Below are 25,607 nucleotides of genomic sequence, written 5' to 3'. Positions count from 1 at the left end.
TATGCAGCTGGAAAACTTTTTATCCGTGTTTCTCATAATTGGCTTTGCCAGCGCTCTTTTTTATGGAATGTTTCGGGTGTCGCGATATGCTTTTATTTTTAATATCCTGATACTCGGCTTCTCAATTGTTTACTTTTCCAAAGAAAACGAGTTAATCCAAATATTGCTTTATCTGGTTTGTCCACTTATGCTGATTAATATAGGACTTTACGTTTTTCTGCATAAAACCGACAAACCCAAAACTGCATATGCCAAATACCAAGTAAATTTTGTAACCACCAAAGGAAACTTCAAGATTGATAATATCAAGCGAGGTGCATCTATCATCGGTTCTGCCGGAAGTGGAAAGACCGAAAGTGTTGTTTACGGATTTCTCAAACACTTTCAAGAACAGGGCTTTTGTGGAATCATCCACGATTATAAGGATTTTGAGCTGACCGAAATGGCATATCCGTTATTTAAAAGTGGCGATATCCCTTTTAAGGTCATTTCCTTTGATAAAATTATTCATAGGGCAAATCCTATTGCGCCACGCTATTTAGAGAACGAGGAAAGCGTAAATGAGGTTTCACGGGTATTGATTGAAAACCTATTGGAGCAAAGGGAATCTGGAACGACGGGAACAACCAAATTTTTCAACGATGCTGCGGAAGGTTTGATTGGTGGATTGATTTGGAAGTTAAAGACCACCTATCCACAATTCTGTACACTACCACACTTAATTGCTATTTATCAATTCTTGGATACCGATAGCCTTATCCAATTTCTGGAAACAAATACAACATCGAGAGCAATGGCTGATGCATTTATTAGTGGTAAGGATTCCGAAAGACAGACCGCAGGGGTAAAAAGCACCCTGGCCAATGCGCTGAAACGAATTAGCACCCAACGAATTTTTATGGCGTTGTCCGCAGACGAAGTACCGTTAAATATTAATAGTACTGAAAATCCTTGCGTGATTTCGATAGTGAATAATCCCAAATTTGAAACGTCTTACTCGCCCGTAATTGCCACAATTATTCACACCATTACCAAGCAAATGAGCGTCCGCAATAGCGAGCCTTCATTTCTGTTAATGGAAGAAGCACCAACCATTCGTTTATTGAATATGCATCGTATTCCTGCAACACTTAGAAGCTATAATATTTCTACGATTTATGTGATGCAGGACAAAATTCAAAACGATATGATGTATGGCGATAAGGCAAGTAAAGCGATTTTGAGCAATCTTTCCTATCAATTCTTCGGAAAAGTCAACGATCCTGATACTGCTAAATATTATGAGCGATTTTTTGAGATTATCAAAGACCCGACTAAAAGTATCAGTCGTGGTCATAATCTTGATTTTGATACCCGTATCACTACCGGAGAAAAAGAGATTCCCAAGATTAGGGCAGACGTATTTTTTCGGTTACAGCAAGGCGAATTTATTACCTATGCAGATGGGAAGGATAAGAAGGTGCAATTCAAATTGGAAAAGATACAGAGAGAACTTCCAAAAAATACCAAAGAATTTTCAAAGGTTGATTTGGAGGCTAATTTTGAGAGGATTTATGAGGAGGCACGGTCGATATTCTTTAAAGATTAACTGAAAAAAATAGCCTTTATTAGAAAATAATTTGGTTAAGAGAATAAAATTTGTTTTCATTGAATTTTTTAATTATAGATATAGTTTGGTCTATAAATTTAGTATTGTCAAAGTCAACCGCACCAATGATTAAAAGAATATTTGTTGTTTTTGAAGATTCAGTTATCTCTAACAGTGAATTTAAATCGACTTCACTAGGTGTGGGATAAATCTGAGGGTGAGAATGCCATTCACCAACATATCCAATTTTCCCATCAGAATTGGCATATTCCATATCGATAATCATATCTATGTAGTGTGAATCCGCTTGGAAATAAAAATCTTCGTGAATTGCTTTTGGCCCACCATCTGTCGCTCTAGTAATTATTAATTGATTGTTTTGATTATAGCCTAATAAGACTCCGCCAGTTTCAATAAGTCCGAACTTTTCAATTTCACTTGAAAATACTTCCAGAACTGATTTGTGATATAAAACATCTACTAATTGCATACGGAACATTTTGGATGCTTTTTATAATTTCTGCGTTCCCAAGTAAAAGGCTCGTTGCTATCGGAACCAAAAGGCCCGTGCCAGTAAAATTGTCGATGTTTTAATTCAGGATACGTTTTGTTTTTGTCTTTTAATAAGAGTTGTAAAGAAATCCTAGCGACCTGTAATGAAATTTCTTTCGTATCTATTTCGGAGCCTGGTACGGCAGGATTCGAACAACTACCATACTCTGGCATCAGTTCTTGAAAACTTATTTTCTTAGAAGATGTTGGCAAAAAATCTTTATCTCTTAAGCTAAGGCATCTCAAACAAGCGGAATCGTTACTTACTACTTGAATAGACCCGGAGAGAGCACCTTCCGATACACGAGCGAAAACGAAGGGAACACCAAAATTAGTTATGTATCTATCGTTGATTAAATAATCTACTGACTCTTCAGCAGTAAGTACTATACACAAATCGCTTTTTGAAAGAGATTCCTCAAGCAGTCCAGAATCATCTAGAATATCGGTTTTGTAACTGTTCACTGTAATATTAGGATTAGATCTTCGTATCAAACGTTTCATAACGCTGACTTTGTCCTCCCCGATGTAAAACAAATCAGCTGCGTGTCTGACTGAATTACCAATTTCAAAGATATCGCTATCAAAAAGATTGAAATGTCCTATGCCATTTTTGGCTAAGGATAATGCCACCTCACTTCCAATTGCGCCAAGACCAATAATAGTGATGCGCTTTTTTGAAAGTATTTTATCGTCAAATAAATCTTTTGTTCTCAGGTAAAGTTCACTTGCGACATTTCTTCCGATATAATAATTGGGTTGAATGTTGACCGAAGGGCCATTTACAGTTATTACCAATTTAAAGAAGTGCCAAGGATTGACATCCCCGGGTAAATAAAATGCAACATTCCTGGTTTGGCTTTTTTCAATAAGGTTCTCGCCAAAATATTGTTTAAAAATATCGATGAAAGCTTGAGCAGTAATAGCAGGAAAGAGCTTTTTGAAACTTAGATGTTTTTCAAAACCATACCACCTAAAGACTTCTTTGTTTAATTGAAAATAAAATGGAGGCTCACTAAGTACATTTTGTTCCAGAATATAATAGTTAGGCTTGAATTGTGTTAATGTAAATTCTCCAGTTTTGAGATTTTTTGGTATATGGATTTCCTTCGGAATAATTACTTGGCCAATGTTTTGAAGTGGGGAAGGGTTCTCTTCAACAATCTCTTCTGGCTTGAAGCCTTGAGGAGAATTGACTGATATCAGCCATTTTTGAGCTCTTCTTAATAACCATCCCACATTATGTTCATTACTATTCCAAAAGCCCTGTTGAAAAAGGCATAAAGCGCCATCATTATATTGATTTCCTTTTCCAAATAATTTGGGAATTATTTGAGATACGGTTGTGCCATCAGGAGTGTAAGCTAATGATACAGCCTTTACTTTTGGAGGAGCATACGGATATTTAGTGGGGAAGACAACTAAAACGTGCTGTTCAGAACTATTGCCAAATTTGAGTAATCCTAATACACTGACTTTATTCAATTCAGATTTGGGGGGTTCAAGAAGTTCTAATAATTTAAATTTACCGCCCAAGCCCCTTTTTAGTAAACCAAGTTCAGCCTCATATAAATTCTTATAAGCCGGATGCGTATTCCAATAAAAAACATCCATATTATGCAAATCCCTTATCTCTGTCTGGTTTAGGAGCCTTTTTGAAAAATCTTAGACATTCTCCTGCAGAAATATTAATTTCTTCAATAGTTTTATCCCAATCCAAAATTGGGGTGCCATCCTCTCTCTTTAGCTCTCTTCCATCTGAATCAATTTTCAGATTTGCCAAGCTTTTATTTATTAGAACTTTAATTTTTTGATTTTGGTTGTAATCGTCATTAAATGCCTTATCGCCCTCAATCAATACTTTGATTTGAATTTTTTCTTTTTTCATTTCTAATTATTTCTCTTTTCTAACTCCTTTAAATTTTCCTCCGGTTGTTTTCACATCCATAAATTTACCCGTTTCCGTATTCCTTTTTACGAAGAGGTTTGTTTTCGGGTTAAGCGTTTGTGAACGTTGTTTCACAGCTCCTTTTCTAGCGTTGTCCCCAACAGGTTTATTTTTTGCCATTTTAATAAGATTAAGTATTACGATGCAAACATAAGAATAAATCTAATTATATCAAGCAAAATTATAAATAAAATTAGAACAGTTTAGATTATCGCTATTTTTATCAAGCAATATTTTGTATATTTACAAAAAATTCAAGATGAATTCACTTGGAGCTACTTTAAAAGAAGCCCGTAAAAATGTTGGTCTTACCCTAAGACAAGTGGAGGATAATTCTGGTATTTCCAATGCCTATCTCAGCCAATTGGAAAATGAAAAAATTAAAAATCCTTCAGCTAATATCCTTTACAAATTGTCCGCGCTTTATAGAGTGCCTCTTAAAACATTTCTAAGTAGTGCTGGAATAATTGACAAGAAAAATGAAGAAAAAGATTCCGCCAATGACAGTTTTGTCCAAAAAGTAGCTTTTTCTTCTGAAGATATGACTTTTGATGAAAAGGAAGAAGTTTTAAGATATTTAGAATTCGTCAAAACTCACAAGCGAGTATGATTGACGATACGACTAAGAAGGACATCGAAAAAATATCTTACGAAGTTCTTAAACAAAGTAAAAGCTTTGATGTTTTTCCAACTCCTATCAATAATATTTTAGGACATACCGAATTGACAATAGATAATGGGATAGACCTCCGAAATGTTGATTATAGTTTTATCGAGAAACTAAAAGATAAGTCAGCGGATCGCTTCAAAATTTTACAGTCTGGTTTATCGAAAATTAAAGGCCTATTTTTTAGACCTGAAAAGGTTATTTATGTTGATTTGAGCCAAACCACGGGAAGACAAAATTTCGTTAAACTTCACGAAGTTGGTCACGGCCTGTTGCCTTGGCAAAATGAGATAATGTTAGCTCTGGATGACAATGAAACCCTCAAAGCCAGTTTTGAAGATCAATTCGAAGCTGAAGCCAATTACTTTGCTTCAATTACCCTTTTTCAGCAAGATAGATTTATGACTGAAATGCATAAATTAAATCTGTCAATTGATTCAGCTATGGCTTTGGCCAAAAAATTTGGTTCTTCAGTTCACTCTTCTTTACGAAATTATGTTTTAAAGTCGAAAAATAGATGTGCTCTGCTTGTTTTGAATCCAATTAAAAAAAACGCGGGTAATGGGTCAATCTGTTCCAAGCGAAATTTGTTTCACTCTCAATCATTTGTCAGAGATATTGGGGAGCTTAAATTACCAGAGGAGTATGGATATAAGTGGGATTTTGCTCGTCATTTCAAATTTGGACAAAAGTACAAAAAAGGGGAAATTTCTTTAGAAACAATCAATGACGAGTATTTAGATTGTAGTTATCAATATTTCTTTAACTCCTTTAATATTTTTGTATTTATTTTCCCTAAAGGAGAAGTGAATAAAAGCAAAACTCAAGTAATTTTACAAAATATATAATTGCTTAATTACACTTCAACTATAATACCAATATTTTCATCATAAGAAAATTGTTGAATTTTGATCACAACTATCCGAAAGTTGAAATTTAAAAGAGCCTGAGGATCCCTTATTTTTGTTTTGCACACAAAAAATAATTTTTATGGGACTCTTCAGGCGCACCAAAAATACGAACAAACCCCTTCTTCGACAAATAATCGATCTATGTCCCCGCTGGATGCTCATGCGTTGTGCCGATGAGCACAATGGAGACAAGGGGTGCAGCAGGTACAAGACCTACGATCAATTCGTTGCCCAAACTTTCGGACAGCTGAACAAATGCTATACCCTTAGCGATATTTCCACTGGAATTGGTGTGAGCGAGACCTTTATTGCAGATTTGGGGCTAGCCCAAAGCCCTGCCCGTTCCACCTGTCTTCAGCGTTGCAACACCCTAGAAATTTTTCTCGATGATTTGATATAATTCTGCCTGCTGATCATCCATTTTCAGGAGCTTTGATTTAGTGTGTTTAGAATCAGGAAGGGTATAAGTTATTTGATATATATTATGTGTGAGTTCTGCTGCTTTTCTTAGTGATATAGTAGAGTTTTCTGTGTGCAGCAACCTTTCCAATTCCTTATAGATACTGTAAGCCGTAAATGAGATGCAGATATGGGCTTCGATCCGGTGACGTAATCTGTGGTAAATGGGCCGTATTCGTAAATCGGTCTTTGACATTCTGAAGGCCTTTTCAATATGCCATAAATTTTTGTAATTTTCGACTACGAGTTTATCTGATAGTTCTGTATTGGTTACATAGCCTTTCAATCCATCCCAGGCGTTGTCTTTCCAGAATTTTTCATAATCAATTTCAATGGTCACATCCCCCTGCATTTTTAAATATTTATTGTAACCCTTATTGTTGATGTTGGATTTGGTGAGCTTTCCAGACTTTATCCGCTTTTCCAGGCGCTGCAATCCTCTTTTTCGGTTGTGCTCATCTTTTGCCGCTCGATTGTTGGCATAGGTAACAATCAGACGGGTTTTTTCAGCCTTTGGTATTTTGATCATCTGGCCATCGATAAGCTTTTTTGCCAGTATCTGTTTCTTTATTTTTTCTGGTTCGTTTTTTAACCTTGCCCCAATGATATATTGGTAACCTTTTTCTTCAAGGGCCAAGATGTTGGAATTTGACAATAAGCCAGCATCGGCAACAATCACAGGTTTTTCCAAATTAAATTTTGCTGTTGTTTTTTCTATGAATGGAATCAAAGTATGCCCTTCATAAATATTGCCTTCGAAAATATCATAGCTAATAGCATAGCCTCCAAGCCCCACCAACAAACCAAGAAAGATCTGGGGGTTCTGATGCTTCCCATCCTTACTGAAGCCTGCTTTTCTAAGATCATCCTCATCGCTGGCCTCAAAATAAAGTGTGGTCATATCATAGAAGACAATACTGATCTTACCTCCAAGAACTTTTAAAGTATGTGCAAAAGAAATCTGCTCAACCTGTGTTTTTAAACGGTCATTGAGCTTGTCCAGGAAACGATATACAGCATCTATATCCAGCCTTACACCTTGAAACCGGTACAGGTATTCAATAGTCTTTAATTTGCTCAAAGGAAAGGCCAATCTGGCAATCACCAAATGGCGAAACAGATCTTCATTGATCTCATTAAAACCGATGCCGTCATATATTTTTCCAAAAATAATTTCCGGGCCCGCGGTTTTAATACTGGCATTGCCCAAAGCTTCAAATAACTGCTCAACAACAATGTCATTTTCTGAAACAAACAATTTTCCCTGAGCCTCCAGTCTTTCTATTTCCTGCTTTCCCAGAAAAACAAGTTTTTGGATCTCCTGCTCATTGCTACTGCTGCCAATAGACTTAACAACCTTGTATTTCCCTCTTTCTTTGGAAATAATTTGTACCGATATACTACCAGAACGATTCTTTAATTTTCTTAAAAACATCCTCAAAAATAGGCTTGCAACACCCATTTTCAAAATTCATTCCAGTAAAATCAATGCATCCCAAGCTGATTTTTAAAAAGTGCGGAAGACAGGAAATATATAATTGCTTAATTACACTTCAACTATAATACCAATATTTTCATCATAAGAAAATTGTTGAATTTTGATCACAACTATCCGAAAGTTGAAATTTAAAAGAGCCTGAGGATCCCTTATTTTTGTTTTGCACACAAAAAATAATTTTTATGGGACTCTTCAGGCGCACCAAAAATACGAACAAACCCCTTCTTCGACAAATAATCGATCTATGTCCCCGCTGGATGCTCATGCGTTGTGCCGATGAGCACAATGGAGACAAGGGGTGCAGCAGGTACAAGACCTACGATCAATTCGTTGCCCAAACTTTCGGACAGCTGAACAAATGCTATACCCTTAGCGATATTTCCACTGGAATTGGTGTGAGCGAGACCTTTATTGCAGATTTGGGGCTAGCCCAAAGCCCTGCCCGTTCCACGATGAGCGACGGGAACAAAAAACGCAGTTACAAAGTCTTCGAGACCCTCTATTACAGGTTATTGGCCCACTATGGGCGGCTATTGACAAAGTACGGTCAAGCCAATATTATCAATGAAATCAACGACCGGGACATAAAACTGATCGACAGCACCACTATCAGCCTGTGTTTGTCCATGTTCGATTGGGCAAAGTTTCGGACAGCCAAAGGAGGTATAAAAATACACACCTGCTGGGACGATGCCTTGATGATCCCCGATATGGTCAATATAACACAGGCAAAAGTCCACGACAGCAAAGGACTGGCCCAATCCGTCTTCCGCAAGGGAACGGTCATTGTAGAGGACAGGGCATATTTTGATTTTTCGTTGATACTACAAAGGATCGTGGCGGAAAATGTTTTTGTTACCCGCATCAAGACCAATACAGTTTATGAAACCGTGGAAGAATTGGAACTCCCCGAAGACAGTGATCAGGATATTCTAAAAGATGAGATCATCACTTTGTCAAGCGATAAAGCGTTGAAAACGGGTATTGCACAACACTATCTCCGATTGGTGCACGTTTATAAGCAGGACGAGAACAAGGTAATAGAAATAATCACCAACAACTTGGATTGGAGTGCCAGGACCATTGCAGACCTTTATAAAAAAAGATGGGATATCGAGTTGTTTTTTAAGGCGATAAAACAAAACCTCCAGATAAAGACGTTCCTTGGGACCAGTGAGAATGCAGTAAAATCACAAATATATATCGCACTAATAACGTATTTGCTGCTCCAAATTATTAAGAGAACAATAGCCAAAAAAGCACAGGCATTTTCGAATTTTGTGGAAAAAATCAGGATCTGCCTGTGTTTTTACCTGACCCTGGATTACGCCTGCAATATGGTGGGGGAAGGGGCAAAAAGGATAAGGGGACAAACCCAACTTCATGTCGGGGAAAAACCAGACTTATTTTCATGGAACAGATAAGTTGCAAGCCTATCCAAAGGCCTTCACACGGAAAATTTGCTTAAATTCAAAAACTTTCGGATGAGTATGAATTTTGATTTAATAATTTTGATTGTTTAAATCTTTGTCTTCATTAAAAACACTTCCTTTTTAGACCGCCTCTCAACAACCTTCCATTCAGCTTAACCAATTTAAAAATATTAGGTGTCTTATCAAAGGTAGCAAGATCAATCTCCACAAATTAATATCAGTATCTTTATTGCCTATTTATTTAAATAATGACCGAAACAAACCGCATAGAATACAAACGAGAACTGTCTGATGGACTTGAAAAAGAGGTCATTGCTTTTTTGAACTATCGTGAAGGTGGCATTATCTATATCGGTATTGATAAGGAAGGGAACATTTACGGTTTGCCTGATGCAGATGGCGACCAGTTAAAAATTAAGGACAGGTTAAAGAACAATATCCGTCCTTCAGCTTTGGGTTTGTTTGATATTGTGAGCGAGGAACGAGAGGGCAAAAACATCCTAAAAATCATTGTGGCGAGTGGTCCCGAAAAACCCTATTATCTCAAAAAGTATGGGATGAGCGAAAAGGGTTGTTTCATTCGCTTGGGTTCAGCAGCTGAACCGATGGCACAAAAAATGATAGACGAGCTTTTTGCCAAGCGCACCCGAAATTCCATCAGCAAAATTAAAGCGAGTCGGCAGGATTTAAGCTTTAGTCAGTTGAAAATCTACTACGAAGAATCAGGACACACCCTTGGTAAAGCTTTTGCGAAGAACTTGGAACTACTAACCGAAGAAGGCGCATTCAATTATGCCGGCTATCTTTTGGCAGATAAGAATAACACTTCTATTAAAGTGGCCAAGTATTCGGGCAAAACCCGGACAGACTTGATAGAGAGCAACGAATATGGTCACGAATGTTTGGTCAAGGCCACAAAACAAGTGATTGATAAAATTGCTGTCGAGAACCGAACCAACACTAAAATAACGGCTAAGGAAAGACAACAAGCCAACCTTTGGAATCCTATCGCCTTACGCGAGGCCATCATTAATGCCTTCGTGCATAATGACTATACCAACGAAATAACACCAAAGTTTGAAATCTTTACAGATAGAATTGAAATCACTTCGGCAGGTAGTTTACCAGAAGGACTAAGCGAGCAGGAATTTTTCGAGGGCTTTTCAGTTCCGCGCAACAAGGAATTGATGCGGATTTTCAAGGATTTGGAACTGGTAGAGCAATTAGGATCTGGCATCCCTCGTATTTTGGAACACTATGGCAAAGAGAGTTTTAAATTTTCAGATAATTTCCTTAGAATGACTTTTACAGCTAAAGAAACTGCTGTTGAAGATGGTGGTCAAATAGGTGGTGTAATGGGTGGTCTAAAAGGTGGTCAAAAAGATGCTGAAATTGACGATATCAAAGAGTTGACACATAGACAAAAGGAAGTTTTAAAATTAATTGCTTCAGATAACCGAATAAGCCGTTCAGGAATAGCAGAAATACTACATATAAACGAATCTGCCATTCAGAAACATCTAAACAATTTGAAGGACGCTGGCTTTATAGAGCGTGTCGGTGGTACTCGTGGTTATTGGGAAGTTAAATTATCAAAATAAGATTATATGAATTATTTTAGAATTATAGTATTTATTGCCGCTGCATTAATGATGAGTTGCAATACCGAAAAATCAAAATCAAAAGTAGAAAATCCAGAATTCACTACTACCGAAAAGAAATCAGACACGCTTACCAAACACCTGAAACCCTTTAAATCTGAATTACCTACAATCGGGCTTTTAATGTATAATGGTGTTTTACAAAGTGAAGTCATCGCAACATCTGATGTTTTTACAAAACCTACGGAAGATGGAAAGCAACTTTTTAATGTCGTTACCATAGCAGAAACCGAAAATCCAATTACCACAGAAGAAGGAATGCGATTTGTCCCTGATTACACATTCGATAATTGCCCAAAGCTAACAGCCCTATTCGTTCCAAGTGCTTACGATATGTATGCCCAGGTTCACAATGATAGAATAGTAAATTTTATTAAAGAAAAAAATAAGGAAACAGACTATACCGTGAGCAATTGCGCTGGTGCACAATTAATTGGAAAATCTGGGATTGCAGATGGCTATAAAATAGTAACGTGGATTGGTGGTGGCGAACAGTTGCAAAAGGACTATCCGAACTTGAAAGTTCAGAACGATAGTTTAGTAACGTATGTTAAAGACGGAAAGTTTCTTTCTTCAAACGGAAATTTAGCAAGCTACATCCCAGCCTTGGAATTGGTCGAAATAATGACAAGTAAAGAACACAGAAAGTTTGTTGAAAGTTACTTGTATCTCGATAGACTTTAAAACTGGAAGGAATAATCTTAGCAATGAGACAGAAGCTTTAAAAAGGCGATTTATCCTTTGAGCCTCTCGCATCCGCCAACCATTTGCCATTTTGCTTGACCAGTTTAAAAAGGCCTGGTGTCTTATCATAGGCTGTGGTATATTTTACCCAAGCCACGTTACCCATAATCGTATCCTGCAAAACAGTAAAGTTTGAATCATCCTTTACCGTCGCATTAAACATATTTATAGTATTCATATAGTTAGAATACGCTTGTGGTGTTGAGTTAGCTTTTAAAGCTTCCTCATCCTTTTCATAAAAGCTTTCAATAACAATTTGGGCTGTAGCACTTGGTCCCGAAATTTTAGTTTCGGAATTAGCACAAGAAAGGAACAGTACTACGAGCGAGAAAACAACAATTTTTTTCATAAGATTCTTAATTTGGGTTATTGATATATCTATGTGATATTTTCAGTTCAATATTGCGTTCGCCATCCTTTTCATTCAATTCTAAAATTGCCCTACGGTCATCGGATAATGAAAATTTGGGCAATACATAAACGAAGCGAACCGTCTCACTTTTTGCAATTTTTGAAGGCAGATTGTGTTTGTAAATCGGTTCTTGATACAGGCGTTGTAACGATTTTCTTTTCCCTTTTTGTCTTGTTTCAATCGAAAGGTTCAAGAAATTCAAATCGTAATCCAACGAAGAATTATTCTCAATCTGGATAACGAAATAGAGTTCTTTCTTATCAAAAACAATATTCTCAACACTCAAAACGATACCTTCATTTCGCTTTTTGATTCGACCTATACGCTGGTTTCTGTTAAGAAGATACGAGCAGAATTTTTGGTAGTAATACTTTCTATTATCTACACGTTCTTCAGAGGATTCAGCAAGAATCGAATCGACTTTAATCGGTTTCTCATTCCCTATACTATTGCTTAGCGGAATGAAATAATTGAGCTTAGATAGCTGTTTTTTATACCTTACAATATACGAAAAAATTGAACCATTTCTGTTGACTACCAGCAAATTACTTTCCTTCCCAGGCTTTGCTTGAAGAAGTCCAAAATACTGTTCTTTTTCACGATTGTAAGTAAATACAAAATTATCTGAACCGGTTATACCTTGCCGTATAGGTTCTGGAAAGAATAGCGCAACGTTTTTGGTGTCGTTGGCATAGATTGTATCAAGCGGTATTGGTTGCTGTTGTGCTTTCGCGAAAGCGGAAACAATAATAAGTGCGGAAATAATGATATACTTTTTCATAAGAGTGCGTTTTAAATGCCCATTATGGGCTCATAATTTCGGTTTTAAGATTAATCTGTAATTGTTCAGGACAGTAACCTTTACGTTGCGGTTACTTCGTCTTAGTACTTTTGTAACGCCACCTACTTGCGGAACGGTAGGTATGTTGATGTCGCCAATAATATCGTCCAGAACTTCGGTGGTGGCTTCTGCCCTAAAATTGTTCTGTACATAGATACCTTCACTACCATCAGATAAATCAAAAGCTTTGAGTTTTGTAGGATGGTGCTTTATGTTTTCAATTTCGATTAGCGCCCGATTGGGCTGAAAGCTGATGAAACCGAAAATGGGTGTGTTCTTAAGCATTTCTTTACCATTGATTGTAGCAGTTTTGGTCAGGCGCATCCGCAATCTGGTATTCGCTTTTACGACTTGGTCGCCATCTACTACCACGTATATAGTTTCATCTGTATTACCTATGATTGAGACATCGTTTGGTTTGGGCGCAGCAGCGAAGAACAATTGATGTTCCAATCCCAATTCTTTGGCTTGAATTTTTTGTTCTCTTTTTACTTCAGCAGAATCAATTCTTGATACCACTTTTCGAGCTGTCTTCCACTGTCCCAAGTTTTGGTATCGTTTCGCCGAATACTGAATCTTGCCAGCTTCATAGATACTATCTACGATACGCTCTTTTTCGCGTTCCGGTAGATCCGGGTCGTAAAATCCCAAGGAATCAATCAGTTTTTCATCATAGATGCTCGGCGCATTGTTTTCACGTACTTTTTTTAAGTCGTTAATCGCATCCAATTTGGAATCGTACTCTTTTTGGTCTTCTTCTAAATCTGGCACTAAGGTCTGTTTAAGATTTTCTGTTTCACTTTCATCATCGCCCATTACCATTACAGAATAGGAAATCAGGAATATGAAAATCACGGACAAAACCGCTGCAAATACTATTTTATTCTTTTCAACTTTCATCTGATATTTTTTTTAAAGTGTTTTCGAAATAGTTGGTAATCAGCAATCCGTGCGGATTGTTGGGAAAGTTTCGGTCAACCATAATCAGGTTTCCGGTCGAAACCAACTCGTAAGTGTCTATGATTGAACCTCTATTGATTTCAAAAATGGTCGTCGTGGTAAAACTGTACGAGCCATTATTTTCATTTATCCTTGAATCGATGCTCAGTACTTTTTGAACCAAGGAATACTGAAGCAATCTATTGTAAACGCCATCAGCTTTTTTCTGGCGGTAGAGATTGTCCACGGAACTGTTACCCAACCACAATGCTTTTTCCAAATTGCGTACATAATTACTGGCATCGATGTTATAGAAATAGTTGTGGAACAAATCCAAATGAGCGAGAGCTTCAACCCGAAAATTTTCCTTTTGGGTCACGAGCTTCAGCGGAATGATGCTTCCATCGGTATTGATAGCAAAGGCACTATTGAGCGCTTTTTGATTGGTGTTGAAAACCATCCAAACCGAAAATGTGCTGGACAGCAATGCACAGACAACAACCGCCAAAACGATAAACCGATTCAGTTTTAGGACGTTGTAAATATTCTTGTATGGTGTTTTCATATTTAATCTGATTTAGGCGGTAAATAATCTGAGTGTAAAGGACGTGGCACGTTTATACAATTTGAATTTCAGGAAAACAATAAATGCGACTGAACCTATTTGAACCACAGGCGCAAAAAAGCCTTGACCTGTATCACTACCAAATAAGTTGACCCAGAAATTGGTGTTGATTTCCGTATAAATAGCGTTAACAAATACATTGACTAAAAAGAATGCCGGCACTAACATATATACAGCAGCATACAATTTGAAAAAGGTATAAGCGAGCGAACGAAACTTTTCAAAAACGGCAAGGCTAATTACCAGAGGAAAAAAGGCTTGCATTATTCCCAAAAGGAAGAAACGTTCTGCAAGGAATAGCGGATAAATGAACAGATCCAATATCCAGAGTATCGTACTTAGGATGAATGCCAATATTTTAAAACCGTATAACGGTGTTACTAAGGCTTCATATAAAAGCGTCATTGCGGAACTTGCGGCATCAAAGAGACTTACATCTTCCTCTAACGGAATGTCCTGCATTTGCAATGGTAATAACGCAGGTGCTGTGCCCCTATACTGCCCCTCGATGGCTACCAATATCCCATCAAAGAACCCTAACACCTGCGTTGAGAAAATTACTAATATGACAATGGCAAAATTCTTCATCAAGTCCCCTGGACTCAATCCCCAAGTATAGCCGTCTTTATCCGCAACACCTTCATTGTATTTTTTCAGGATGTTAACCAGAAAAAACAGGACAGCGAGCGTTTTCATTCCGGCAATAGTGTATTGCGAAAAGTTGCTGCTCTGTATGGTCTGGAACACCGTATCGATGTAATCCAAACCTATCCCTAAAATGATGGTCGCCGTCATTTTTAATAATTGGTTTCTCGGTTATTGACTTTATCCTGCATTTTTCTAAAGGAAATAATATCACGATAGCGTTTTGTTTTTGTTGTGATGGTGGAAACCATTTGTTTTGATTCCAGCTCTTTTGCTTTTAGAATTTCAGCACGTTCGGCATCGCTCATTTTTAGGTAATCGCTGGATAGAACTTCATCGATAAAATCCACCGTGTCCAATGAGTTTTGAACTATGGCATCAAATGATTCCATAACTTTGGAAACTTCATCTGGTTTTATATAAGGCGAGTTTAAAATATCCTGTAAATCATTTTGCATTACATTAATCAAGTGTTGATTGTTCTGTCCTATTTCCTCGACTGCTCTTAATTGTTGAACAACACTTGACACTTTTTCTATCGCCTCTTTTGCATCTTTTAAGAACTTCACAGACTTTATCATTTGAGCTGTCTGTTTACCTGATTCTATGAGTTGTTTTACCAAACTGATAAAATTGGTATTGTCATAAGTGGGCATTCCCTGTGCATTGGCATTGCCTGAAATAAATAAGGTCAGGGCTACCGTCATTACTAAAATTTTGATTTTTGTCTTCATAATATTAGGTTTTAGATGTGAATTGAATAATTGCTTTTTGCATATCCTGATGCTCGTTGTAGAGCTTCATAATTTCCTCGTTTTCCTGTCCATCGGTCAGATAAGCGGCATATACTTCCTTCGGAACTTCAAGCCGAAAAATGTTACTTTCCCTACCAATTTTGATAAACATTTCGGTGTACTTGCGTGGTCCAGAAAGGTTGTTTTTGATGGATTTTAATTGGTTTAAATCGTGGCTTGAAAGGCTGAGTCTTTTAACCAGTTCGTCATAACCTTTTTCATTGTTAAGGCTGTAAATGACCTGTGTATTTTCGAGAATACTCGCAGAAGTAGAGTTATTCGGAAGCTGATTTATCGACTGTAGAATGATACCGATAGCACCGTTTTGTTTACGTATCGCTTGATAGTAGAATTCTACACTTTCCAATACATTTTCAAACTTTAGTTGCTTTGCAAACTCGTCAAAGAGGATGATACCTTTTTCAGCTCTATTTTTCCAAATAGTTCTTTGGATAGCGGACTTAATCAGTTTCAACATCACGGAAAGAATTTCCTTGTTGTCCTTTACTTCATCCAGCTCAAAAACAATCAAACGTTTATCCTCAATCTTATAAGTCTGGTCTTCGCTGACTTCAAAGAGGAAGCTATATAGACCATCGCCGACATACTCTGACATTACGTGCAAAAAACTCGTGACATTGAAGTAATCGGGATGGATTTTAAGATTATCAAGTATGTTTTCTTGATTCTTTTCTATAAAGCTGTAAAAACCATCCAACGAATGATTTTCTGATGTACTATCGTAATAGTGGCGTAATATCTTTTTGACGGAAACCGATTGTGCTTTAGTCACTTTCAAATCTGAAGCGAACAGTTCAAATAAAAACAGCGATAGATCTTCCAGACGTTCCGGGCTTAGATCATTCTGGTTATCGATATAAAACGGATTGATCCCTAAATTTTTGCCACTTTCATAGCGAAGCACAGTATATTTTTCAGGATAGAGTTTGGCAAACTTGGTATAAGAACCACCCAAGTCTATGATGACCAGGCGAACGCCACTTTCAAAATACTGGCGTAATATGTTATTGGCCAAAAAGGATTTTCCTTCGCCCGTTGGGGCGAAAATGGCAAAGTTTCGTGCCTTGATGCGTTTCTTCTTTTCATCCCAAACATCTTTGAGCACGGGGATATTATGTTCGCGGTCATTAAAGATGATACCTGTAGGATCAGACTTATAATTTGTGTTATTGATGAACAAGCAGAGCGCGTGTTTTAAATCGGTTACATATAAATCGTTGTTTGAAAAGTTGGATGAAAAGCAGCAGTAACTATTTAGAATATAGTTTTTGCGTTCTTCGCCTCTTGGATAATACGGGATGATATCCAATTCCTTAAATTCAGTCTTGATTTTTGAAGTTATCTTGTCGAGCTCTTTGGCTTCTTTTGCCCAATAGACAATATTGAGATGACCACGAATAATTCGGGCATTGTCATCAGCATTGATTTGGTCAAGGATGTGCTGGATTTTACCAAGCACCACTTTATTCTGTGAACCAAAGTTCGAACTTTTGTTGAGTTCCTCAATCTTTTTATCGAGCAGTTTGCGCCACTTTTGCTTGTCATCCAAATACAAGATTTGATTGACAATATGGTTCTCATTAAGCGTAAGCCCTAAGCCATCAATAAACCCTTGATGAAACACAAAATCGTCAGAAGTGAATTTCTCATTAGTTTTGCTACTCTGCACACTTTCGCCAAAGCACAGTTCGCTGTTGATGGCAAGGGCATCAAAATGGTTTTCGCCAATATTGACGCTTTTTTTATCTAATATGATGTCCGTATCAAAACCCTCATTGAAACCGTTGAAATAACCGTTTGTGAGGTGCTGTATCTCATCCGCTTTAAGCGGAAGGAATGCCATTTTTCGGCTATTGTTGATAAAGGAAACAGAATCGCTTACAGAGTTTACGAAACTCTTAATGTTATCATCCAATTCCTGTACAATTCCCTTTGAAATTTTCCTAAAGGGATTGACATATTTAGGATTGTTTAGAGCCTTGTTTTTGGTCAAGATGAAGAATAAATAACAGCTGTGCTCGATATGCCCACGCCCTTTAAAATGTTCGTGGGTAGCCTTTTCCAGAAAGGTAGAATTCGGAAGTTGCTCTGAGGTATATGATTTCTTCAGGTATATATCCTGCTTGTGAACCACAGTACCAACAGGCAAAGACTTTAATGCCTGAAACCAAGCACCGTGCATATCCTCAAAATCCTTTTCAGATAAGGAATAGATTTCTGGTAGATTACCTTTATAGCACAAGACTACGTTGCCATTATTGGCAAATACGATATTGTCCTGAATATCTACAATAGGTTGATATGCTGAAAGGTTAATCTTATTCATAATCGAAGCCAGAGTTTCTTTTGTTACTGATAATTTTTGGGAAGGCTTTCGCCATTTGGAAAAGCTGTGGATTGTGGGCTATCCGTGTCAGCGCCACATATAGGGAAGCATTGAAAACCAAAACACCTATTATTATCCCGAAGCTGAAAGAGAAGATAATGATGAGCAATGAAGCCAAAATGGAAACCATCATCAAGGCAAACAGGGAAATGGGCAGCCCAAAAATAACTGCCCGTTTTCGAATGTTTTTATAGACCTCGAACCGTTTCATCTTTAAACTACGATTCCTATGAGGTAAGTAAATATGCCTACGACGGCACCTGCTATGAGTACAAAGACAAGTACGCGCGTGATACCTTTTTTTAGGTCTGCATTTTCGCCAAAGAAGTGTCCTGCATTAAAAAGGAAACCAACAAGGAAAATAACCCCTAAAATGATGGGAAAAATGGTTCGGATGGTGTTTGAAACATCATCGACCGAATCTTCAATTCCCCCAATTTGAGCAAAAAGTGATGTTGAGAGCAACGACAAAAAAGTTGCCAAATAGATTGATTTTTTCATAACGTAACAGTTTAAAATTTGTGTTGTTTTCGTTATTCGAAATTTACATATATTTAAATATAAATAACTGAAAATCAAATAATTGTGAATAAAATATTATTTGATATTGATTGAATTCCGTTGTTATTATTTGGTATCAAATGCTATGGAATTTTGAAGGGATGCTGTTAATAACTCAAAAATTGAAAATGAAAAAAGTGTTCAAAAACGCCAGTTTTGTCTTTTTACTCCTAAAAATGTGCATCATTTTTGGACAGAAAACGGCAACTCAAAAAATAATAGTTATTGATGTTGGACACGGTGGAATTGATTCCGGTGCCATTGGAATAAATGGGATTCAGGAGAAGGATGTTGTAATGAATATCGCTCTGGAAATATTAAGGATTAATAAACAATCAAAAATGCCACTTGATATTTACTTGTCACGGTATGGAGATACTCTCATTTCACTATCGGATAGAACAAAATTGGCAAAGACTTTAAATGCTGATTTTTTTATCTCCTTGCATTGCAATCATTCAGATAATGCTAGCGCAAGAGGCATTGAAGTTTATGTGGCTAATACTAAATCTCAGTTTTCAGACCTTTCAACCTTGCTTGCTTATCTGTTGCAGGCTTATTTTAAAAAAGAATTGGGTTTTGAGAGTAGAGGCGTGAAGTTTGCGAATTTTCAGGTGCTACGGGAAAGTGTTGATTACCGCCCTGCTGTTTTAATAGAAGTTGGATTTCTTACCAACGAAGATGAAGTGTTCTATTTTTTGCAGCCTTCTAAAATCAAGGCCGTGGCGATGGCTATTTTAAAAGGAATCTATAACTACTCAAATAAACGATTATGAAAGACTTATTCATCGAAACAATTAAAAGCATCCGAGAAGTATTGAAAGTTTTTTTGTCAGAAGTTCTAAGGCAGATTTATGACCTAAAAAATAAGAAATGAGTATTTTTATACATCAAGTTCATCACCAGATAAAAAAGCGTAATGGAAACTCAAATGTACGGAACAAAGGAAGAACAGGAAAACGCTATTCGTTACTACGATAAGCTTTCCGTCATTTACGATTACATCTCAAATTGGTATTATAAAAAAGCCAGGAACTATGCCATCAAAGAACTTCAACTCAAAAATGGACAGACCGTTTTGAACGTGCCCTGCGGAACAGGGGTCAACTTCAAATATTTCAACGAATATTTGAACAACTCAGGACTAATCATCGGCATTGACCTGTCCAGCGGAATGCTTGATAAGGCAAGACAAAAAATAGAAAAAAACGGTTGGACGAATATCGAAACGGAATTAAACGATGCTACTAAAATTGACCAGAATTGGCTTGATTATCGGGATGAACAAATTACCGTTGACGCTGTTTTTTGCGACCTTGGTTTGTCTGGGCTACCCGAATGGCGAAACATAATCGACAATATGATTTCAATCTTAAAACCAAACGGTAGAATTGTTATTCTGGACTGGTACCTTGAAAAACCAAGTTTGAAGGGCGATTTTGTAAAATGGATTGGGAAAGGCGAAGTGGACAGACCAATATACCAATATTTAGAGATGAAGGTTTCCAATTTTAAAGTGGATGACAGTTTCAACTATGGTGGCATATTTGTCGCTTCGGGTAGTAAACCTGAATAAGTCAGCGCAAGTTTTTTCAGTAAGAGACACTAAGTTTAATTGCACTTCCTTTTATCCCAGCCCCTTCATCAAAAGCTATCAAATTAAACAATTCTTGCATCCGGCTGCGGACACGGTTTCCAAAATTAAAATGAGAGATAAATAAATAAATTATTCATAAAGAATTGATGTATAATTCTCTTTCAGCAAAGTAATTTTTTTCTTTTTAACCAGATGAAATAACCTGATATGGATAAAAAAGGACCGGAAAGTCCAACGATACAGTATAAAACTTTACTAACCCAACCTCCATATTGACCGAAATGAAGCGGCAAGATGCTACTATTGAATTTAGTAATGAAGCTTGCTTCATTAATTTTATCGATACTGACAATAGCTCCAGTTATATAATCAACGGAAAACTTGTTGTAATATTTACTTAGATAAAACGCATCTTCTTCGAAAGTTCCATTAAAAACTATGTTTCCTTTTTTTGAAGAGGGCAATCTTATGTAAGTAGCGTTAAAGGTAGGATATTCTTTTTCAATTTTAATTAAAGATGCTTCTAAAGATGTTTTTAATATGGGGGGCGAAGGTTCTATACTTTCCCTTAATCCTGAATTGACAACTTTATACGCTAAGAAAATACCCGTGAATACAATTACAAGGTTCAATAATAACGCCCAAACCCCCACATATCGATGTAGGGCTGAGTAGAAAGTTCTTTTATTAGTACTTTTTATTTTTACTTGAAATAAAAGTGTTTTGACAATCATTTTACGGTAAAGGATAATTCCTGTAAGCAAAGAAAGAAAAAAAGCAATTCCTGCAAAAAACACTAAAAACCTACCAATAATCCCGGTATGTAATGAATAATGGAACTTTAAAAGCCATTTGGTAAAATGGGTGTTGGCATTTATAGTTTTGATAATATTACCGGTACTGGGTTGAACAAAAACATATTTTCTTGCTTCTGGTCTTCTTAAATTGAATAAAATAGTTTTGCCTTTCTCAAACTTGATTATCCTGGTATCCCAATTAGGAAATTTATCCTGAACCGTTGCTGTGGCTTTGTCTAATTGTAAGTCGGTAGTATTGATTTCAGCCTCATACTTATTAAAAAGCAGATGGTCTATGTCTTCAGTAAAGATTAATACAGAGCCCGTAATACCCATAACGAACAAGAATACACCTGCAACGATCCCGAAATAGGAGTGGTATTTTAATAGGGTTCTGTTGTTCATTAAATTACTACTATAAGTTTACAGTAAGAGATACATTAAATTGCGTCCCATTTGCCTTAATGTAATTGGAATCCCTTGCATTCCATTGAGAAATTGGGGGATAGTAATCTTCATTCAATAGATTTCTAACTCCAACGCCTATTTCTGTAGTAGGGGTAAGTTGATAATTTGTTGTAAGGTTAAATATATTAAAGCTGTTGACCGGGCCTTTACCATAAGTATATCCTCCATTTTCATTAGGGTCAAAGCGATTTCTGTCGCCACTGTAAATATGTGTTAGCCGAGCATCGAATTTATTTGTCAACTTGTAGGACAAATAAGAAACTAGTTTTAATGGTGGAATTCTATCGCCCCCTATAAAAGTTTTATAATCTCCATTGTCCTGAGTATCTATTTTCCCTTCTGTGTATGAAACCGAAGTCCCAAAATTTATATTTCTTAAAAGTTCGGTATCCAATGAAAGTTCAAATCCATATACCTTTTCCGGTTGTCTTAAAATTTCGAAGGCACCGCTTGGAGTTTCGCTATAAGTAGAACCTAAATTGGAGGTGCTAATAAAATATGCACCGCTCAAACTGGTTCTTCCTATATGTGTATTAAAACCAATTTCATAATTATTAGCAATCACGGCTTCAGAATTAATCTGATTAACGGTATTTTCCGTTGCCGAACGCAATGTTCTGCCTAAATCGGCAATGGAAAAACTTTGGGAGAAACTAACAAAAGGTTTAAAAACCCTCCATTTGTTATATCGTACCCCAGCATTAAATACCGTGGCATTGTAGTTCAGTTTCCCTCCTGTTATAGCTATTCCCCCGCTATTAGGAGTTGTTTCACCCAAATTGTACCTGGTAAGTGTAGTATAATCTGGAATTTGGATGTTGATATTTTCAAGTCTAATCCCCGCTTTTAAAACAAAATTTTTATAAAGTGTTTTCAACTGTGCATAAGGCGCAAAATTCGTCATATCCATTTCGGGCACCCATTTCCGGCCATCAACTAATTCTTGAGAAGTTCTATCATTTAAAATATCAACTCCATAAAGAATATTTCCGTTTACTTCACCGAAGGAATATGGTGTTTTAAAGTTTAATCTTGCACCTTTTTTGGTAGATAATATTGATGACTGTCCACCATCAAAACCTAAGTTGGGATCGTAAAAACTATCTGTATAACCATAAACAGTCTTAAAATCTTGCAAATAAAGATTTAACCTGAAATCGGTATTGCCAAAAATATCATCATAATCGTAGGTTAATTGTGCATTATGATTATATCTATTTCCCTGGTCTTCCCCTAAATCATCCCCAAGAACTCCGATAGTAGGACTTTCTCCATACACACCTACCAAGGGAATGTAATCGGAATCTTGATTACTGCTAAAATAGTTGTACATTAATTCTACTCGTTGTTTTTTGGTGATTTGATAATTCAATTTACCAAATAGGCTATACTGACTGGTTTCCCCTAAGCCATAAAATGGTGACAGGACCATACCGTTCGCATCTTTGTAGACACCTGTTTGTCTAAAGCTTCCACTGGTCACATATCCTAATTTATCAAGCTGCCCGGAGAATGTTTGGGTTACGTTAGCGCCAACGGTTTTATCAATATCTACCAAAGCTCCTTCTGCCCCAATAGAAGTTGTACTTTCTAATTTTTTTGTAGTGTTAGGTTTTTTTGTGATGTAGTTTACAATACCTCCATCGGCACCGTTTCCATAAATTGCGGTGGCACCTTTTATAACTTCAATTCTTTCTAAGGTACTTGGGTCAATAGTATTTACATCTCTTCCTCCCCTACGAAGCGGTGTGGATTGTGGGATTCCATCAATCAATATCAGCATATTTCTTCCTCTTAATGTCTGCCCTGTACTGCTAGTGCGGTTAGAACTTAATGCTAGGCCTGGTACTTCAGTCAATACATCTGCAATAGAATTGCTTGTTTGGGCCAAGTTTTCGATTTGCTGAGAGTTTAATACAGATACGGAGGAGGGTACTTCGTCTAAAGTTTCACGTGTTCTGTTGGAAGTGATTACAACTTCACTCAACTGTTGGTTTGATCCATAAAGCATAAAATCAAGGGTAATAATTTCTTGACTGGAAACATTTACCGTCTTGGTCTGTGATTTAAACCCTATAAAGAAAACTTTTACAGTATAATTTCCTTTTTCAATATTGGAAATAGAATACTTTCCATCAATATCTGTAATAGTTCCCCGCGTTGAAGTTAAGGTTATATTAGCACCCATAAGAGGTTCACCGCTTTCATCTTTGACAGTGCCTGTTAAGGTGGTTTGTGCATATGTAAAAGAGCTAAGTAAGCTAAGTGTGGCAAACAATAATTTTAATTTGATTTTCATTGGTCAATGATTTAATTTTTGCCAAATATAATAATTATATTTATTTAGACTTATTCTAAACAAACAAAATTTATTTTATTTTCTCTTATCCCCAGCCCCTTCATCAAAGGCTATCAAATTAAACAGTTCACGCATCCGGCTACGGACACGGTTACCGTAGCGTTCCTCAAGTTCCTCGGCATTGAGATTGGTAGTAGCGTGGGTTTTGATTTTATGCTTGGTCTGAAGATAAAGTTCGTAACGAGATAAAAGCACTTCGCCCATCACGTTCAAATCTTTGCCGTAAAATCTTCCAGCAGGTTCAATGCCTAAATCGTCAAAGCAGAAAAATTTCGTGTTACCATATTCCTCAATAGTCTTAAATCCCAAATGATTAAAACTAAACGCTACATTCCGGCACGGAATCATTTCATATGGTCGCTGTAATGGGACGATATACCTTAATAATCGCATCAATGTAGTCTTTCCACAACCAACCGGCCCGGAAAGCAGAATGCCCTTGTCAGGGTCAATTCCTTCTTTTTCACAATTCTCTTTGTCCTTGATAAAATAGTGGCACAGCTTACGGATTATAACGGTATCCTCATCATAAATTCTGAAGTTCTTGCCAAAGAGCAGCTTACCCTTTGCATTAAGATAAATCAAGATTTGGTCAAAATCGTAGAGAACGCTTTTACCATCAAACTTTCCGAGCGAATATTCCACGCCACCTTCGGTAATTTTAGAGGGGTTGTCCATAATCTTTGTTTTTAGTGGTACGCAAGTTGTCCTTGATTTGGGACGGTTGCTCTTTGTTTGGTTTGTTTTCCTCGTCGAATAATTCGGTTCTGTCCATCCAATTTTTAGCCAAGGCTCGCCAATCTCGAATTTCTTTTCCATCGCTGGTTTGCCAATGTCGGGTTTCGTAATGCTCAAAGAATTTTTTTCCTTCATCGGCATCAAAACCTTTTTCAATAAAAAAATCAATAACGGTCTGCCAGCCCTTTGGTTGTTTTTTATTGTTTACTTGTTTGGTATTGTTTATAGTAGATACCAATGCTTGTCCACCTATGGGACGGTGTGGGTCCACTACTTGTCCATTTATGGGACGGTACTGTCCCATTACTGGTTCACGTATGGGATGGTACCGTTCCGCAAGATGTTCTAATTCGGGATGGTACCGTCCCGTAACCGTCTCATCACTTTTCTCGATAATGGCCATCTTGATCTTATACCAATTTACTTATACAATGTCGCTATTTTTTTGTATATTTACTAATGGCAAAACCACAAGAATTTACAATAACCCAAAGCGTTGAAGAGCTTAGGGCACTCCGCAAAAGTCAAACTAATATAAAGCATGAAAAGCGTGTTATGTTTTTAATCTATCTAAAAGAGAACAAATTTAAAACACGCCACGAGCTTTGCGATTATTTAGGTATTGATCCACGAACCCAACAACGCTGGACAAAACAGTATCTTGAAAATGGAATATCGTTTTTATTGACTGATTTGCCCAAGAACAAAAAGTCAAAAATAATCACTCCTGAAATACATAAGGAACTTGAAAAACGTTTGAATTCTAGCGACCAGGGATTTTTAGGATATTGGGATGCGCAAGCGTGGGTAAATAATGAATTTGACATAGATATACAATACCATTGGTTGCGCAAATATTTGATAAAGCATTTTAAGACCAAGCTTAAAAGCCCCCGTAAATCTCATTATAAAAAAGATGAAGAAGCTGGAAAAGCTTTTTTAAAAACTCCCTAATGACCTAGA

The 25,607-nt window shown here is 36.9% G+C and carries 26 protein-coding genes and 2 pseudogenes; 10 read left to right on the top strand and 18 right to left on the bottom strand.

Annotated features, from left to right (window positions below):
* Position 1 precedes the first annotated feature (1 nt).
* Positions 2-1,588, top strand: a complete 1,587-nt coding sequence (locus tag JM83_RS05145) for a type IV secretory system conjugative DNA transfer family protein (RefSeq protein ID WP_144960010.1) — start codon at positions 2-4, stop codon at positions 1,586-1,588.
* Positions 1,589-1,607: 19 nt separating this feature from the next.
* Here the strand turns inward: JM83_RS05145 and JM83_RS05140 are convergent, their stop codons facing one another.
* From JM83_RS05140 to JM83_RS19080, 4 genes are read right to left on the bottom strand one after another with little or no spacing between them, the layout of a single operon-like run.
* Positions 1,608-2,078 carry a Mov34/MPN/PAD-1 family protein gene (locus JM83_RS05140; RefSeq protein WP_186434951.1) on the bottom strand — a complete coding sequence of 157 codons (471 nt, stop codon included), beginning with the start codon at positions 2,076-2,078 and terminating at the stop codon, positions 1,608-1,610.
* Positions 2,069-3,754 carry a ThiF family adenylyltransferase gene (locus tag JM83_RS05135; RefSeq protein ID WP_144960006.1) on the bottom strand — a complete coding sequence of 562 codons (1,686 nt, stop codon included), beginning with the start codon at positions 3,752-3,754 and terminating at the stop codon, positions 2,069-2,071. Before JM83_RS05135 ends, JM83_RS05140 begins: the two co-directional genes overlap by 10 nt.
* 1 nt (position 3,755) lies before the next feature.
* Positions 3,756-4,028: a DUF2604 domain-containing protein gene (locus JM83_RS05130; protein WP_144960004.1), complete on the bottom strand. Its 273-nt coding sequence runs from the start codon at positions 4,026-4,028 to the stop codon at positions 3,756-3,758.
* Positions 4,029-4,034: 6 nt separating this feature from the next.
* Positions 4,035-4,208 carry a hypothetical protein gene (locus tag JM83_RS19080; protein WP_186434950.1) on the bottom strand — a complete coding sequence of 58 codons (174 nt, stop codon included), beginning with the start codon at positions 4,206-4,208 and terminating at the stop codon, positions 4,035-4,037.
* A 139-nt stretch (positions 4,209-4,347) separates the two neighbouring features.
* Here JM83_RS19080 and JM83_RS05125 point away from each other — a divergent pair, with 139 nt between their 5' ends.
* From JM83_RS05125 to JM83_RS05115, 3 genes and pseudogenes are all read left to right on the top strand, one after another.
* Positions 4,348-4,698 (top strand): helix-turn-helix domain-containing protein, encoded by a 351-nt coding sequence (locus JM83_RS05125; RefSeq protein ID WP_144960002.1) that lies wholly within the window; start codon positions 4,348-4,350, stop codon positions 4,696-4,698.
* The gene (locus JM83_RS05120; RefSeq protein ID WP_144960001.1) at positions 4,695-5,603 is read left to right on the top strand and encodes an ImmA/IrrE family metallo-endopeptidase; all 909 of its coding nucleotides are present in this window, start codon (positions 4,695-4,697) and stop codon (positions 5,601-5,603) included. Before JM83_RS05125 ends, JM83_RS05120 begins: the two co-directional genes overlap by 4 nt.
* 142 nt (positions 5,604-5,745) lie before the next feature.
* Positions 5,746-6,015: pseudogene (locus JM83_RS05115) on the top strand (DUF4372 domain-containing protein); the annotation flags it as partial.
* A gap of 21 nt (positions 6,016-6,036) precedes the next feature.
* Here the strand turns inward: JM83_RS05115 and JM83_RS05110 are convergent.
* Positions 6,037-7,587 (bottom strand): IS1634 family transposase, encoded by a 1,551-nt coding sequence (locus JM83_RS05110; RefSeq protein WP_222430213.1) that lies wholly within the window; start codon positions 7,585-7,587, stop codon positions 6,037-6,039.
* 218 nt (positions 7,588-7,805) lie between these two features.
* Between JM83_RS05110 and JM83_RS05105 the strand changes: the two genes are divergently transcribed.
* The 3 genes from JM83_RS05105 to JM83_RS05095 all read left to right on the top strand — a co-directional run bounded on the left by JM83_RS05105 (position 7,806) and on the right by JM83_RS05095 (position 11,401).
* A complete protein-coding gene (locus JM83_RS05105; protein ID WP_144959997.1) occupies positions 7,806-9,047 on the top strand; it encodes an IS4 family transposase in 1,242 nt (413 codons plus the stop codon).
* A 257-nt stretch (positions 9,048-9,304) separates the two neighbouring features.
* Entirely contained in the window at positions 9,305-10,657 is a 1,353-nt protein-coding gene (locus JM83_RS05100) for an RNA-binding domain-containing protein (protein WP_144959995.1), read from the top strand.
* 6 nt (positions 10,658-10,663) lie between these two features.
* The gene (locus tag JM83_RS05095) at positions 10,664-11,401 is read left to right on the top strand and encodes a DJ-1/PfpI family protein (RefSeq protein ID WP_144959993.1); all 738 of its coding nucleotides are present in this window, start codon (positions 10,664-10,666) and stop codon (positions 11,399-11,401) included.
* Between the two features lie 37 nt (positions 11,402-11,438).
* Here the strand turns inward: JM83_RS05095 and JM83_RS05090 are convergent, their stop codons facing one another.
* Genes JM83_RS05090 through JM83_RS05050 form a run of 9 tightly spaced genes read right to left on the bottom strand, consistent with a single transcriptional unit; the run spans position 11,439 to position 18,625 of the window.
* Positions 11,439-11,810, bottom strand: coding sequence for a hypothetical protein (locus JM83_RS05090; RefSeq protein ID WP_144959991.1), 372 nt, complete (start codon positions 11,808-11,810; stop codon positions 11,439-11,441).
* Between the two features lie 7 nt (positions 11,811-11,817).
* Positions 11,818-12,654: a DUF4138 domain-containing protein gene (locus JM83_RS05085; RefSeq protein WP_144959989.1), complete on the bottom strand. Its 837-nt coding sequence runs from the start codon at positions 12,652-12,654 to the stop codon at positions 11,818-11,820.
* A gap of 30 nt (positions 12,655-12,684) precedes the next feature.
* A complete protein-coding gene (gene traM, locus JM83_RS05080) occupies positions 12,685-13,614 on the bottom strand; it encodes a conjugative transposon protein TraM (RefSeq protein WP_144959987.1) in 930 nt (309 codons plus the stop codon).
* The gene (locus tag JM83_RS05075; protein ID WP_144959986.1) at positions 13,604-14,218 is read right to left on the bottom strand and encodes a conjugal transfer protein TraK; all 615 of its coding nucleotides are present in this window, start codon (positions 14,216-14,218) and stop codon (positions 13,604-13,606) included. The genes traM and JM83_RS05075 overlap by 11 nt, the downstream gene beginning before the upstream one ends.
* A 12-nt stretch (positions 14,219-14,230) precedes the next feature.
* Positions 14,231-15,073 carry a hypothetical protein gene (locus JM83_RS05070; RefSeq protein WP_144959984.1) on the bottom strand — a complete coding sequence of 281 codons (843 nt, stop codon included), beginning with the start codon at positions 15,071-15,073 and terminating at the stop codon, positions 14,231-14,233.
* A 2-nt stretch (positions 15,074-15,075) separates the two neighbouring features.
* Entirely contained in the window at positions 15,076-15,657 is a 582-nt protein-coding gene (locus JM83_RS05065) for a conjugal transfer protein (protein ID WP_144959982.1), read from the bottom strand.
* 4 nt (positions 15,658-15,661) lie between these two features.
* Positions 15,662-18,064, bottom strand: coding sequence for a TraG family conjugative transposon ATPase (locus JM83_RS05060; protein WP_144959980.1), 2,403 nt, complete (start codon positions 18,062-18,064; stop codon positions 15,662-15,664).
* Entirely contained in the window at positions 18,057-18,335 is a 279-nt protein-coding gene (locus JM83_RS05055; protein ID WP_116769710.1) for a hypothetical protein, read from the bottom strand. The genes JM83_RS05060 and JM83_RS05055 overlap by 8 nt, the downstream gene beginning before the upstream one ends.
* A 2-nt stretch (positions 18,336-18,337) precedes the next feature.
* Complete coding sequence (locus JM83_RS05050; RefSeq protein WP_121344404.1) at positions 18,338-18,625, bottom strand: hypothetical protein; 288 nt, start codon at positions 18,623-18,625, stop codon at positions 18,338-18,340.
* A 188-nt stretch (positions 18,626-18,813) separates the two neighbouring features.
* Between JM83_RS05050 and JM83_RS05045 the strand changes: the two genes are divergently transcribed.
* Positions 18,814-19,461, top strand: coding sequence for an N-acetylmuramoyl-L-alanine amidase (locus tag JM83_RS05045; protein WP_144959978.1), 648 nt, complete (start codon positions 18,814-18,816; stop codon positions 19,459-19,461).
* Positions 19,462-19,604: 143 nt separating this feature from the next.
* Complete coding sequence (locus JM83_RS05040) at positions 19,605-20,261, top strand: class I SAM-dependent methyltransferase (protein WP_144959976.1); 657 nt, start codon at positions 19,605-19,607, stop codon at positions 20,259-20,261.
* Between the two features lie 182 nt (positions 20,262-20,443).
* On the opposite strand, the gene JM83_RS05035 is transcribed toward JM83_RS05040, so the two are convergent.
* The 4 genes and pseudogenes from JM83_RS05035 to JM83_RS05020 all read right to left on the bottom strand — a co-directional run.
* Positions 20,444-21,484: a PepSY-associated TM helix domain-containing protein gene (locus tag JM83_RS05035; protein ID WP_144959974.1), complete on the bottom strand. Its 1,041-nt coding sequence runs from the start codon at positions 21,482-21,484 to the stop codon at positions 20,444-20,446.
* A 10-nt stretch (positions 21,485-21,494) separates the two neighbouring features.
* Complete coding sequence (locus JM83_RS05030) at positions 21,495-23,846, bottom strand: TonB-dependent receptor (RefSeq protein WP_144959972.1); 2,352 nt, start codon at positions 23,844-23,846, stop codon at positions 21,495-21,497.
* A gap of 75 nt (positions 23,847-23,921) precedes the next feature.
* Positions 23,922-24,584 (bottom strand): ATPase, encoded by a 663-nt coding sequence (locus tag JM83_RS05025; RefSeq protein WP_144959970.1) that lies wholly within the window; start codon positions 24,582-24,584, stop codon positions 23,922-23,924.
* Positions 24,568-25,056 (bottom strand): annotated as a pseudogene (locus tag JM83_RS05020) (hypothetical protein); the annotation flags it as partial. The pseudogene JM83_RS05020 and the gene JM83_RS05025, both read right to left, overlap by 17 nt.
* A gap of 143 nt (positions 25,057-25,199) precedes the next feature.
* Between JM83_RS05020 and JM83_RS05015 the strand changes: the two are divergent.
* On the top strand, positions 25,200-25,598 hold the full coding sequence (locus JM83_RS05015) for a winged helix-turn-helix domain-containing protein (RefSeq protein WP_186434943.1): 399 nt from the start codon (positions 25,200-25,202) through the stop codon (positions 25,596-25,598).
* Positions 25,599-25,607: the final 9 nt, after the last annotated feature.

It is taken from the genome of Gillisia sp. Hel_I_86 (genome assembly GCF_007827275.1).
GTDB lineage: Bacteria > Bacteroidota > Bacteroidia > Flavobacteriales > Flavobacteriaceae > Gillisia.
Note: the sequence above shows the minus strand (reverse complement) of the source record. Positions and strands in the feature narration are given on the sequence as shown.

Bases quoted from the DNA above. Each gene is read 5' to 3' on its own strand.
- JM83_RS05145 (WP_144960010.1), top strand. From the start codon at position 2: ATGCAGCTGGAAAACTTTTTATCCGTGTTTCTCATAATTGGCTTTGCC.
- JM83_RS05140 (WP_186434951.1), bottom strand. From the start codon at position 2,078: ATGCAATTAGTAGATGTTTTATATCACAAATCAGTTCTGGAAGTATTT.
- JM83_RS05135 (WP_144960006.1), bottom strand. From the start codon at position 3,754: ATGGATGTTTTTTATTGGAATACGCATCCGGCTTATAAGAATTTATAT.
- JM83_RS05130 (WP_144960004.1), bottom strand. From the start codon at position 4,028: ATGAAAAAAGAAAAAATTCAAATCAAAGTATTGATTGAGGGCGATAAG.
- JM83_RS19080 (WP_186434950.1), bottom strand. From the start codon at position 4,208: ATGGCAAAAAATAAACCTGTTGGGGACAACGCTAGAAAAGGAGCTGTG.
- JM83_RS05125 (WP_144960002.1), top strand. From the start codon at position 4,348: ATGAATTCACTTGGAGCTACTTTAAAAGAAGCCCGTAAAAATGTTGGT.
- JM83_RS05120 (WP_144960001.1), top strand. From the start codon at position 4,695: ATGATTGACGATACGACTAAGAAGGACATCGAAAAAATATCTTACGAA.
- JM83_RS05110 (WP_222430213.1), bottom strand. From the start codon at position 7,587: ATGGGTGTTGCAAGCCTATTTTTGAGGATGTTTTTAAGAAAATTAAAG.
- JM83_RS05105 (WP_144959997.1), top strand. From the start codon at position 7,806: ATGGGACTCTTCAGGCGCACCAAAAATACGAACAAACCCCTTCTTCGA.
- JM83_RS05100 (WP_144959995.1), top strand. From the start codon at position 9,305: ATGACCGAAACAAACCGCATAGAATACAAACGAGAACTGTCTGATGGA.
- JM83_RS05095 (WP_144959993.1), top strand. From the start codon at position 10,664: ATGAATTATTTTAGAATTATAGTATTTATTGCCGCTGCATTAATGATG.
- JM83_RS05090 (WP_144959991.1), bottom strand. From the start codon at position 11,810: ATGAAAAAAATTGTTGTTTTCTCGCTCGTAGTACTGTTCCTTTCTTGT.
- JM83_RS05085 (WP_144959989.1), bottom strand. From the start codon at position 12,654: ATGAAAAAGTATATCATTATTTCCGCACTTATTATTGTTTCCGCTTTC.
- traM (WP_144959987.1), bottom strand. From the start codon at position 13,614: ATGAAAGTTGAAAAGAATAAAATAGTATTTGCAGCGGTTTTGTCCGTG.
- JM83_RS05075 (WP_144959986.1), bottom strand. From the start codon at position 14,218: ATGAAAACACCATACAAGAATATTTACAACGTCCTAAAACTGAATCGG.
- JM83_RS05070 (WP_144959984.1), bottom strand. From the start codon at position 15,073: ATGACGGCGACCATCATTTTAGGGATAGGTTTGGATTACATCGATACG.
- JM83_RS05065 (WP_144959982.1), bottom strand. From the start codon at position 15,657: ATGAAGACAAAAATCAAAATTTTAGTAATGACGGTAGCCCTGACCTTA.
- JM83_RS05060 (WP_144959980.1), bottom strand. From the start codon at position 18,064: ATGAATAAGATTAACCTTTCAGCATATCAACCTATTGTAGATATTCAG.
- JM83_RS05055 (WP_116769710.1), bottom strand. From the start codon at position 18,335: ATGAAACGGTTCGAGGTCTATAAAAACATTCGAAAACGGGCAGTTATT.
- JM83_RS05050 (WP_121344404.1), bottom strand. From the start codon at position 18,625: ATGAAAAAATCAATCTATTTGGCAACTTTTTTGTCGTTGCTCTCAACA.
- JM83_RS05045 (WP_144959978.1), top strand. From the start codon at position 18,814: ATGAAAAAAGTGTTCAAAAACGCCAGTTTTGTCTTTTTACTCCTAAAA.
- JM83_RS05040 (WP_144959976.1), top strand. From the start codon at position 19,605: ATGGAAACTCAAATGTACGGAACAAAGGAAGAACAGGAAAACGCTATT.
- JM83_RS05035 (WP_144959974.1), bottom strand. From the start codon at position 21,484: ATGAACAACAGAACCCTATTAAAATACCACTCCTATTTCGGGATCGTT.
- JM83_RS05030 (WP_144959972.1), bottom strand. From the start codon at position 23,846: ATGAAAATCAAATTAAAATTATTGTTTGCCACACTTAGCTTACTTAGC.
- JM83_RS05025 (WP_144959970.1), bottom strand. From the start codon at position 24,584: ATGGACAACCCCTCTAAAATTACCGAAGGTGGCGTGGAATATTCGCTC.
- JM83_RS05015 (WP_186434943.1), top strand. From the start codon at position 25,200: ATGTTTTTAATCTATCTAAAAGAGAACAAATTTAAAACACGCCACGAG.